Genomic DNA, 10,676 nt, shown 5'->3' with positions numbered 1-10,676 from the left:
TTCCCGCCCGGCACGGTGGTCGAACCGGACGTGGCGTCCCCGAGTACTGGTTCGTCGACCTCGAGGCGGACGTCGTCGACGTCCACCGGCTTGAGACACGTCCCACTACGGCGACACGATCACCCTCGACGCCTCCGCGGACCTGACCTGCCTCGCGTTCCCCGACCTGCGGATCCCCGTCCGTGACGCGGTCGCCCTGTGACGGCCGCATGAGGAACGTCGCACGATCACTCAAGACCACGGACCTCGACGCCGAGCCGCACACCGAGTCGAGTCGGTGGAGGTCGCGATCCACCGTGAGGAGGGGGTGCATCTTCACGTTCGGCGAGAGCGAGGTACACACAGTCGTAGACGGGATGATCCCACGTCACCGCGAGGTCTGCCGCCCGCAACGCGAGGTCGGCATCTGGGACGAGCGCGACGTGATGTTGGATGGACGCGAGTGCCGGCTGTACCGCGTCGGAGGGAAGGTCGCCGCTCTTCGCCTTCTTCCGGAGCGCGCTGGCTACCTCGAGCAGGAGCAGATCCGGCGCGAGAACAGGCGCGCGCATCACGGCTTCTTCGGCCGCCTCTGCGTCCGGCTCGTGGACGAACAACTTGACCACAACACTCGCGTCGATGACTGTGGTCACACCTGATGATCTCGGTCGCGCGACGTGCGGATGAGGTCGGTGCTGTCGGTCACCTGCGGGTCGCGCGAACGTGCGCGGATCTCACGCGCGGCCTCTACGAACCCGTCGCGGTCGAGACGGACCGAATCTTCGAGGATGAGTCGCAGGTGGACCGCCAGTGGCTCACCGCGGGCACGAGCTCGTGCCTCGAGTCTCGTGACGACATCGTCAGGAAGGTCACGGATCAGTACCTGCGCCACGGCCTCCACCTTCTTCCCGCCAACGCGCCTGTGCGACGGTAGCGACGTGCTGGCATGGTGTCACGGTCCTGAGAGGCCGGTACTGGTTGGAACCTTTGGGCCGCATCTCGGTGCTGACGTACTCTCGCCGAGGAGGTCACGTCCATGCCGAGCCACATCCCGCCCGATGACGAAGAACGGCGCAGCACCGTGTCCCGCGACGCCATCAAGCGCCGGATCCACGAGCGCGCCGCCGAGGGGCGAGCAGCCGTCGACGTCGAGGGCAGCCTCGCCGACGAACTCATCGAGGAGCGTCGCGAGGACCGCAGCCTTGCGTGAGGTGGGTATCGGCGCTTCCGCGGAAGCGGTGACCGCCTCGTGCTGAGCCGCAACCTCGCCCTCTACGGGATGATGGGCGCCGGCAAGTCCACGGTCGGCCGCGCCGTCGCCGACCGTCTCGGTCGCCGGTTCGCCGACACCGACACCGAGCTCGAACGGTGGACCGGACGTCCCATCCCCGAGCTGTTCCTCGCCCACGGCGAACCCGGGTTCCGCGACCTCGAACGCCAGGTGGTCGAGGAGCTCGCCGGCTTCCACGACCTCGTGCTCGCCCTCGGTGGCGGCACGGTCCTGCGTGACGACAACGTTGCCAGCCTCCTGCTCACCGGCACCCTCGTCGAGCTCCGCACCACCCCCGAGGTGCTCCTCGAACGCCTGCGGGACGAGGCCGACGGACGCCCCCTGCTGGCGGGTGAGGACCTCGAGGTTCGCCTTCGTGCCACCTACGCCGAACGTGAAGCCCGCTACGCCGCCGTCGCAGACGTCACCGTCGATGCCGGCCGCGCGATCGACGAGGTCATCGCGGACGTGGTGGCCTTCGCCCTCGACGCGGGTGACATCCTGACCCCCTCCGAGCACGAGCAGGTGATGACGTGACCACCGACCGGCCCATCACCGGCGCCGACCTCGCGCACGAACGGTCCGACGCTGCGGCCCAGGCCACCGACGGGCCCACCGTGATCCCCGTCGCGCTGGTCGACGCCCCGTACCCGGTCGTGGTCGGTCGCGACCTGCCGGAGGTCCTGACCGCCATCGACCTGCCGGCCGGTGCCGCCACCGCCCTGGTCGTCACCCAGGAACCGGTCGTGGCCGCCGGGCACGTCGACCTGGTCGAGACCGCGCTCCGTGACGCGGGCCTCACCGTCCACCGCCACCTGGTTCGCGACGGCGAGGTCGCCAAGGATGCCGACACGCTCGCGCAGCTGTGGCAGGTCTGCGCGGATGTCCCGCTCACCCGGGGGGACCTCGTCGTCGCCGTCGGCGGGGGAGTGGTCGGCGACCTCGCCGGCTTCCTGGCCGCCACCTGGAACCGCGGCGTCGCCGTCCTCCAGGTCCCGACCACCTTGCTCGCCCAGGTCGACGCCGCCATCGGAGGAAAGACCGGCATCAACCTCGGTGGCGGCAAGAACCTCGTCGGCGCCTTCCACCAGCCCATCGCGGTGGCCTGCGCCGTCGACACCCTCGCCACGCTGTCGCCGCGGATCCGCACCGAGGGGCTCGGCGAGGTCGTCAAGTGCGGGCTCATCGCCGACCCCGGCATCCTCGACCTGCTCGAGACCTGCGCCGCCGACGTGCTCGCCGGCGACCCGGAGCTGCTGCAGGAGCTGGTGGTCCGCTCCGCCCAGGTCAAGGCGGCCGTCGTCGCCGCGGATGAACGCGAGGGCGGGATCCGGGCCCACCTGAACCTCGGCCACACCTACGGGCACGCCGTCGAATCGCTCACCGGCTACAGCGAGGTGCTGCACGGCGAGGCGGTCGCGATCGGGACCGTCGTCGCCCTCCGGATCGGACAGCGGCTCGGGTGCACCCCGGACGACCTCGTCGAACGAGCCGATGCGCTGCTGGCTCGGCTCGGTCTGCCCACCCGCGGGCCCGCGCTCGACCGCGAGCAGGTCTGGTCGGTCATCGGACGCGACAAGAAGGTCACCCGCGACGGCGTCCGGTGGGTGCTGCTCGAGGGCCTGGCGATGCCGACGGTCCAGGCGGTCGACCGCGCCGACGTCGACGCCGTCCTCGACGACCTCCTCGCCTGACGAGCGACCGGCCCGACCCGACGCGCATGTGACTAGTCATATCCAGTCGCTCATGCTGGGCCGTCTGGCGTACACCGGTGGTGCGCCCGGGTCATCTTCGTCAAGTCCGGTCGTGCGGTGCCGATGTCGAGGGGGACGACATCGGTAACGGGAGGGTTGGACGTGGGGCAGATCATGCGGCGGCAACGATGGCTGATCGCGTTGATCGCGCTCGCGGCGGGGTTCGCCGCGTCCGCACCCGCACTCGCCGCAGGGGACCTGGTCGACGTGATCGTCCTCGGTGCCAGCTCCGACGATGCCGCTGACGCCGTCCACGCCGCAGGCGGTGATGTGCGCGTCGACCTGCCGTACCTCGGCGGGGTCGCCGCCTCCGTCGCGCCCGCTGCCTACGCCGGTCTCGCCGAACGGGGCGACCTCATGGTCGCGCCGGACGAACAGCTCACGGTCGCCGCCCTCGAGCCCGCTCCGGAGCCCGAGCCCGACCCCGAGCTCGCTGACCTGATCGACCTCGTCACCTCCGACAGCCAGCTCGGAGCGGTCTCGCCTCCCGGGCACTGGAGCCCCGCGTCAGGTGATGGCGTCGGTGTCGCGCTCCTCGACACCGGTGTGGCGGACCTGCCCGAGTTCGAGGACCGGCTGATCCACGCCCTCGACCTGAGCGGCGAGGGTGACGGACTCGACAACAATGGCCACGGCACGTTCATGGCCGGGCTGATCGCCGCGGACGGCAGCGCCGGAGACGAGGCGGAGCCGCAGTTCGGCATCGCCCCCGGCGCGCACATCGTGTCGGTCAAGCTGTCGGGCCGCGACGGCTCCACCAGCCTGTCGCGCGTGCTCGAGGGCATCGGGTGGGTCATCGACAACCAGGATGAGCACGGCATCCGCGTCGTGAACCTCTCCCTCGGTGTGCAGATGAACCGCGCACCGCAGGCCGACCCGCTCGCCATCGCCGTCGAGGCGGCGTGGCGGTCCGGCCTCACCGTCGTCACGGCCTCCGGCAACAACGGCGCCGGGGTCGTGACCTCGCCGGGCAGGAGCGCCCTGGTCCTGACCGTCGGCGCCACCGACACCGCCGGCACCGCGACCACCACCGACGACACCGTGCCGGACTTCTCCGGCAGCGGGAAGGTCGCCGGGGTGGAACGTCCGGACGTCGTCGCACCGGGCACCAGCGTCGTGTCGCTGCGCGCCCCAGGGTCCAAGATCGAGCAGGACTTCCCCGAGGGTCACGTCGGCGAGCAGCAGATGCGTGGGACCGGGACCTCGATGTCCACGGCGATCGCCGCCGGCGCCGTGGCCGTGCTCGCCGAGAACCGGCCCTTCGCCAGCCCCGACGAGCTCAAGGGTGCGCTGACCTCCACCGCCGTCCCGGTAACCGGCTCGAACGCGGGCGCGATCGATCTGGCCGCCGCGGACATCGCCGAAGCAGACCCCGACTGGGTCCAGGGGCGCGGCAACGGCGCCGCGGGCGTGCCGTGGGACCGCGATGGCGTCGAGACCCGCTGGCAGCGTGCCCGCTGGCTCGACGGTGGTTGGGAACGCGCCCGGTGGCTCGACGAGGATTGGGCGCGCGCCCGGTGGCTCGATGAGGACTGGGCCCGTGCCCGCTGGCTCGATGACTCCTGGGAGCGCGCTCGCTGGCTCGAGGACGAGTGGGCCCGTGCCCGCTGGCTCGACGAGGGGTGGGCTCGCGCCCGCTGGCTCGACGACTCCTGGGAACGTGCACGCTGGCTCGAGGTCTCCTACGCCCGCGCTCGGTGGCTCGATGCGTCGTGGCAGCGCGCCCGCTGGCTGAACGTGGACTTCTCCCGCGCCCGCTGGCTCAGCTTCGAGGGCCCGGACCTCACCCTGGCCTCGACCGTCGACGCCCCCGCCACCTTCGATCCCGCCAGGACGGCGAGACGGTGAACGGACGCATCACCGCCCTCATCAGCGTCGAGCTGCTGCTCGTCGTGGGCGGACTGCTCGCCACGTCGGCGCAACCGGCGGTGGTGCCGTTCCCCGAGACGCTGACGATCGGGCTGTTCATCGTCGCGCTCACGGGGCTCGGGCTGCTCCCGCCGATCTACCTCGAACACCGTCGGCACGGCATCTGGGTGACGCCCACCGACGGCGCGATCCTGGTCGGCCTGTTCCTGCTCGGCCCGCTGATGACCGTGGCGGCCGCGATGGCGGCCGAGCTGGTCATCTCCCTGCGCTTCCCGCAGGCACCGCTCAAGCGCCTGTTCAACCTCGTCAGCATGGCCGGCGGGTACACCGCAGCGGCCCTGGTGTTCGCCGTCCTCGGCCGCGGCGACCCGCTCGACCCGCTGGCCTGGGGGGCCGGCGCTCTGGCCATCGGCGCCCTGACGGTGTGGGACATGTGCTCGACCGCTGCGCTGTTCGCGCTGCTGGAGAACCGGCCGTTCCGCGCGGTGCTGAACAACGTCGGCCCCGCGTTGCTGTCCAGCCTGGTGCTGTCCGCAGCGCTCGGTCTGCTCGGCGTCGTGCTGGTCCACGAACACCCGGCTGCTGTCCTGCTGATCGCGCCGATGCTGGCGATCCTGTTGGTCAGCACACGGGCGCTCACCCAGGCACAGGCCGAACGCAGCCGGCTCGAACGCCTCTACGCGGCGTCCGCGAACCTCGCCCGGCTCTCCGGCCGGGCCGAGACGCTCGCCGGTATCGCCGAGGAGAGCCGGGCCCTGCTGACGGGTGCCGCCGCCATCTGCCTCACCGCCCGCGGCGATGGACCGTGGCACGGGTTCCTGTTCGACGACGACGGCGGTCGAGCGCTGGCCCCCGCGACGGTCGCTCGGATCCTGGCCGCCACCCAGCTCCAGGACGGCGGCGTCCTCGAGCTGCCCGACGAGCCGCTCGGACCGGGCCTGCCGGTGCTGCCCTCGCTCGTCTGGGCACGCGGCCACGCCGACCGCGACGTGCGCGTGCTCGTCGCCGTCCTGCTCGAGCTTCCCGCCGACGAACAGGGTGACCACCGCGCCGACGTCCTGGCCACCTTCGCGGCCCACGCCGGGTCGGTGATCGCCAACATCGAGCTCCACGAGGACGTCCAGGACGCGCTGGCCCACCAGGTCGCGCTCAACCGCCAGAAGAGCGAGTTCGTCGCGGCCGTGTCCCACGAGCTGCGGACCCCGCTGGCGACCCTCATCGGCACGATCCAGACCATGCAGCGCTCCGACGGCCAACTCACCGAACAGCAGCGCATCGACGTGCTCCGCCTCGGAGCCAACGGCGGCGCCCGGCTGCGCTCGCTCATCGAGGATCTGCTGCTGGTGGCGGCCGCCGAGCACCAGGCCATCCGCGTCGAGCACGAGGAGATCGATCCGGTCGCCCTCCTCGAGGAGGCCATCGCCGAGCTTGCGCCCGAGGTCCAGGAACGCGTCGAGCTGACCGTCGGTCCCGTCGGCGCGTTCCGCAGCGACGAGGACAAGGTCCGGCGCATCATCATCAACCTCGTCGACAACGCCCGGAAGTACGCGCCCGAGGGGCCGATCGAGGTGCACGTCTCGCGCGGGCAGAACACCTACCGCTTCACCGTCGACGACCACGGCCCGGGGGTCGCCCCCGAGGACCGTGACCGCGTCTTCGAACGGTTCGTCCAGCTCGACGGGTCCAACACCCGCAGCCAGGGCGGCACCGGGCTCGGGCTCCACCTCAGTCGTGAACTCGCCGAGATGCTCGGCGGCACCCTCACGGTCGGGGGTTCCCCGGGCGGTGGTGCCCGCTTCACCCTGGAGCTGCCGCAGCGTCGAGGTCAGGACGTCGTCGCGGCCGTCACCACACCGGTCCCCGAGGGCGTCGAGTTCCGCCTGCCGGTGTCATCGCCGCGGAACGGCATCAAGGCATCACCGCTGCGTCGTCGCGTCCGCGTCGGTGCCGGGCACGATGGGGGAGAGTTCACATGAGTGGGTACCAGCGGGTCCTGGTCGTCGACGACGATGCGACGCTGCGCCAGCTGCTCGGCATCAACCTGCTGGCCGAGGGCATCGAGGTGGCGATGGTCGGCGACGGCGAATCCGCGCGGCTGGCCGCCTGGGCCGATCCGCCGGACCTGATCCTCCTCGACGTGATGATGCCGGGGATGGACGGGCTCGAGCTGCTCGGTCACCTGCGGGCGCACCCCCGGACGGCCGACATCCCGGTGGTCCTGCTGACCGCCTGCGCCACCGACGCGGAGGTGTGGGCCGGGTGGGCCGCCGGTGCGGACTACTACATCACCAAGCCGTTCGACGTCGACGACCTGCTCGACTTCATCCTCGAGCTCGGCCAGGGGGGCACCGCGGTGGAGATGGCCGGGGTCTGAGCTAGCGTCGGGCTCGCCACGTCGAGGAGCCCCCGGTGACCCGCATCCTGCTGCTGCACGGGCCGAACCTGTCCCAGCTCGGCAGCCGCGACCCCGCGATCTACGGCACCGACACGTTGGCCGACGTCGTCGCTGCGGCTCGGGCGGAGGCCATCGGCGCCGACGCCACCCTCGACGACGAGCAGCACGAAGGCGAGGCGGATCTGCTCCGGCGCCTCCACGCCGCGCGGACCGACGGCACCGACGCGGTCGTGATCAACGCCGGCGCGCTCACCCACTACAGCTACGCGCTGCGCGACGCCCTCGACATGCTCGATGTCCCCATCGTCGAGGTGCACCTGTCGAACATCCACGCCCGCGAGACCTTCCGCCACACGTCGGTCACCGGCGCCGTGGCGGACGGCGTCATCGCCGGCTTCGGTATCGACGGCTACCCGCTGGCCGTGCGCGCGGCACTCTCGCTGGTGGCCCGACGCGGGGGCTCGCCGTCGCCCCGGTGACGGGCCCCGACCACGCCGCCCGCCGCGGACGGCTCCGGGCCGTCCTCGCCGCCAACGGAGCCGACCGTCTGCTGATCACCAGCCCACCGAACGTGCGCTACCTCAGCGGCTTCACCGGATCCAACGGGCAGGTGCTGATCGGCGCCTCGCCCGACGACGACGTGCTGATCACCGACGACCGGTACGCCGAGCGGGCAGCAGCTGAGGCCGCTGGTCTCGCGATCGTGCTCTCCCGCGACGCCGGTCGGGTCGCGATCGGCGGTGGCGACCGCGGACCGACGCCGGTCGCCGCGCTGGCGGTCGAGGCCGATCACCTCACGTGGGATGCAGCGGAGCGGCTGCGGATCCTGGCGGCTGAGCACGACACCGAGGTGGTGGCGACCACGGGCCTGGTCGCCGCGCTCCGGGCGGTCAAGGATGACCACGAGGTCGATCTGCTCGCCCGCGCCTGTGCCATCACCACCTCGGCGCTCGAGGAGCTGTGCGCCGTACGGGTGACGGCGGGCGCTACGGAGCGGGAGCTCGCGGTCTGGCTCGAACGACGGTTCCTCGACCTCGGTGCCGACGGGGTGGCCTTCCCCTCCATCGTCGCGGGTGGCCCGAACGGGGCGGTACCCCACCACGCCCCGACCGACCGGCCGCTGGTGCCCGGGGATCTGCTCACCGTCGACTGCGGCGCGCTCGTCGACGGCTACCACGCCGACTGCACCCGCACGGTGGCCGTCGGCGACCCCCGCGGGGAACTGGTCGAGGTGCACGCCGTGGTCGCCCGCGCGCAGGAGGCTGGCCGGGCTGCGGCCGTGGCGGGTGCCACGTCCGGCGACGTCGACCTCGCTGCCCGGACGGTCATCGAGGACGCCGGCTACGGCGCCGCGTTCGTGCACGGGACCGGCCACGGTGTCGGTCTCGAGGTGCACGAGGCGCCGGCGGTCGCCCGAGGGGCAACTGCTACGCTCTCGCCCGGCACGGCGCTGACCGTCGAACCGGGCGTCTACCTCCCCGGCACCGGCGGCGTCCGCATCGAGGACACCATCGTGGTCACCGCGGACGGTGCCCCGCGAGTGCTGACCGACACGTCCCGCAGCCTGCGCCTCCGGTAGCGGCAGAACCGCCCGCCCGAGACGCTCCGCCCCCTCCCCGCGCACGAGGTTCCCGTGGTCTCCACCAACAGCTTCAAGACCGGGATGACGATCCTGCTCGACGGCAAGCTCCAGCAGATCGTCGACTTCCAGCACGTCAAGCCCGGCAAGGGCGGCGCCTTCGTGCGTTCCAAGCTGAAGAACGTCGAGACCGGCAAGGTCATCGACCACACCTTCCGCGCCGGGATCGACGTCGAACAGGCCATCGTCGAGCGCCGCGACCTGCAGTTCCTCTACCGCGAGGGCGACGACTACGTCCTGATGGACGCGCAGACCTACGACCAGCAGCACGCCTCCTCGGCCGCGATGGGCGAGGCGACCGACTTCATCAAGGAGGGCGACACCGTGCAGGTGTCGTTCTTCGACGGCCGGATCGTCGGCATCGACCTTCCCGCGTCGGTCACGCTCGAGGTCACCCACACCGAACCGGGCATCGCCGGCAACACCGCGACCAGCGCCACCAAGGCCGCCACGCTGGAAACCGGGCTCGAGGTGCAGGTGCCGCTGTTCATCGAGATCGGCGAGCAGATCAAGGTGGATACCCGCAGCGGCGCCTACATGTCCCGCGCCTGATGGCGGACCCCGACGATCCGATGGTGCCGACGCCTGACCGTGATGCGCGTCCCGACGCCCCCGACCCGGGGGCGTCTCCGCGTCGGTCGACCAAGCGGCCGGGCAAGCGTCGTGTCGACACCCGTGACCCGCACCGGTCCCGCGAACGTGCGCTGAAGATCCTGTTCCAGGCCGACGTCCGCGGGATCCCGGCGGGGGATTTCCTCGCCCGCATCGTCGACGACCCGCGCGAGTGGTCCCTGCTCGACGACCTCGATCCCGACCAGGAAGCCGATGTCGCAGCCCCGGTCGATGCCGCCGCTGCGGAGGCCGACGCCGAACCGCACCTGATCGCTGCCGAGGCCAAGCGCCGTCGTGCGCACGAGCTCGACGGGTTCACCCGCTCGCTCGTGCAGGGCGTGGCCGACCACCAGGACCAGCTCGACGAGCTCATCCAGACCTACGCCCGCCGCTGGACGGTCGCCCGGATGCCCGCGATCGACCGGAGCGTCCTCCGCCTCGGCACCTACGAGCTGGCGTTCGAGATCACCTCGCCGGCCGTCGTCCTCAACGAGGTCATCGAGCTCGCCAAGAGCCTGTCGACCGAGGACTCCGGCCGCTACGTCAACGGCGTGCTCGAGAGCGTCCGCAAGCACCTCGCCGACTCCCCACTGCTGCCAACGCCGGAGGCCGCTGCCTCTGGCCCGGCTCCGGAGGTCGAGATCATCGACCCGGTCGTCCTCGACGTGGCCGAACCACCGCCGTTCGAGGCTCAGCCCGAACCGCTCGACGACCTCCCCGTGATCGAGGAGGGCGAGGTGGTCGAACTGCTCGACGCCGAACCCGTCGTCGACGTGCTGCCTCCGCCGGACGACGAGGGCGAAGCCGTCGACCTGTTGGTCGACCCCGAACCGGACGACACCGCCGGGGATGAGCTGACGGACGGCGACGTGGATGTCGAGGGCGACGCCGACGCCGAACCCGTCGACGACGATGACGGCCCCGGGGACGCGCAGCCCCAGCTGTTCTGACCCGACCGTGCACGCTGACGACCTCGCTGTCGTCGTCTCTGTGCACGCGGATGCCAGCTCGTCGCGACCGTGCAGCGAAGCGACGTTGGCCACGTCATCCGGGTGCACGCTCGCTCGGATCGGGCTCGCTCGGATCGGGCTCGCTCGGATCGGGCTCGCTCGGATCGGCCGAGTGGGGCGGTCCCCCGCCGGGGGTCGTGAAGCGACC

Annotated in this window: 12 protein-coding genes; 10 read left to right on the top strand and 2 right to left on the bottom strand. The window is 71.7% G+C overall.

Annotated elements, in window-relative coordinates:
- Positions 1 to 227: 227 nt before the first annotated feature.
- Together WEB03_RS08525 and WEB03_RS08520 are read right to left on the bottom strand one after the other, a co-directional pair.
- Positions 228 to 632, bottom strand: coding sequence for a type II toxin-antitoxin system VapC family toxin (locus WEB03_RS08525; protein WP_368070523.1), 405 nt, complete (start codon positions 630 to 632; stop codon positions 228 to 230).
- Positions 629 to 871, bottom strand: coding sequence for a hypothetical protein (locus WEB03_RS08520; protein WP_368070522.1), 243 nt, complete (start codon positions 869 to 871; stop codon positions 629 to 631). The genes WEB03_RS08525 and WEB03_RS08520 overlap by 4 nt, the downstream gene beginning before the upstream one ends.
- Before the next feature lie 144 nt (positions 872 to 1,015).
- Between WEB03_RS08520 and WEB03_RS08515 the strand changes: the two genes are divergently transcribed.
- The 10 genes from WEB03_RS08515 to nusB all read left to right on the top strand — a co-directional run bounded on the left by WEB03_RS08515 (position 1,016) and on the right by nusB (position 10,468).
- Positions 1,016 to 1,189, top strand: a complete 174-nt coding sequence (locus WEB03_RS08515) for a hypothetical protein (protein ID WP_368070521.1) — start codon at positions 1,016 to 1,018, stop codon at positions 1,187 to 1,189.
- Positions 1,190 to 1,228: 39 nt separating this feature from the next.
- A complete protein-coding gene (locus WEB03_RS08510) occupies positions 1,229 to 1,786 on the top strand; it encodes a shikimate kinase (protein WP_368070520.1) in 558 nt (185 codons plus the stop codon).
- Complete coding sequence (aroB, locus tag WEB03_RS08505; RefSeq protein ID WP_368070519.1) at positions 1,783 to 2,943, top strand: 3-dehydroquinate synthase; 1,161 nt, start codon at positions 1,783 to 1,785, stop codon at positions 2,941 to 2,943. Before WEB03_RS08510 ends, aroB begins: the two co-directional genes overlap by 4 nt.
- Positions 2,944 to 3,105: 162 nt before the next feature.
- Positions 3,106 to 4,851 carry a S8 family serine peptidase gene (locus tag WEB03_RS08500; RefSeq protein ID WP_368070518.1) on the top strand — a complete coding sequence of 582 codons (1,746 nt, stop codon included), beginning with the start codon at positions 3,106 to 3,108 and terminating at the stop codon, positions 4,849 to 4,851.
- Positions 4,848 to 6,848, top strand: a complete 2,001-nt coding sequence (locus tag WEB03_RS08495) for an ATP-binding protein (RefSeq protein ID WP_368070517.1) — start codon at positions 4,848 to 4,850, stop codon at positions 6,846 to 6,848. Before WEB03_RS08500 ends, WEB03_RS08495 begins: the two co-directional genes overlap by 4 nt.
- The gene (locus WEB03_RS08490) at positions 6,845 to 7,246 is read left to right on the top strand and encodes a response regulator transcription factor (RefSeq protein ID WP_368070516.1); all 402 of its coding nucleotides are present in this window, start codon (positions 6,845 to 6,847) and stop codon (positions 7,244 to 7,246) included. The genes WEB03_RS08495 and WEB03_RS08490 overlap by 4 nt, the downstream gene beginning before the upstream one ends.
- Before the next feature lie 35 nt (positions 7,247 to 7,281).
- Positions 7,282 to 7,746, top strand: a complete 465-nt coding sequence (locus tag WEB03_RS08485; protein ID WP_368070515.1) for a type II 3-dehydroquinate dehydratase — start codon at positions 7,282 to 7,284, stop codon at positions 7,744 to 7,746.
- Positions 7,743 to 8,846: a M24 family metallopeptidase gene (locus WEB03_RS08480; RefSeq protein ID WP_368070514.1), complete on the top strand. Its 1,104-nt coding sequence runs from the start codon at positions 7,743 to 7,745 to the stop codon at positions 8,844 to 8,846. The genes WEB03_RS08485 and WEB03_RS08480 overlap by 4 nt, the downstream gene beginning before the upstream one ends.
- 54 nt (positions 8,847 to 8,900) lie before the next feature.
- A complete protein-coding gene (gene efp, locus WEB03_RS08475; protein WP_368070513.1) occupies positions 8,901 to 9,458 on the top strand; it encodes an elongation factor P in 558 nt (185 codons plus the stop codon).
- A gap of 23 nt (positions 9,459 to 9,481) precedes the next feature.
- On the top strand, positions 9,482 to 10,468 hold the full coding sequence (nusB, locus tag WEB03_RS08470) for a transcription antitermination factor NusB (protein WP_368070512.1): 987 nt from the start codon (positions 9,482 to 9,484) through the stop codon (positions 10,466 to 10,468).
- The last annotated feature ends 208 nt before the right edge of the window (positions 10,469 to 10,676 follow it).

Origin of the sequence: Nitriliruptor sp. (assembly GCF_040882075.1) — a bacterium.
Taxonomy (GTDB): domain Bacteria; phylum Actinomycetota; class Nitriliruptoria; order Nitriliruptorales; family Nitriliruptoraceae; genus Nitriliruptor.
Note: the sequence above shows the minus strand (reverse complement) of the source record. Positions and strands in the feature narration are given on the sequence as shown.

Excerpts from the sequence above, each read along its gene's own strand:
- WEB03_RS08515 (WP_368070521.1), top strand. The coding sequence starts at position 1,016 with ATGCCGAGCCACATCCCGCCCGATGACGAAGAACGGCGCAGCACCGTG.
- WEB03_RS08490 (WP_368070516.1), top strand. The coding sequence starts at position 6,845 with ATGAGTGGGTACCAGCGGGTCCTGGTCGTCGACGACGATGCGACGCTG.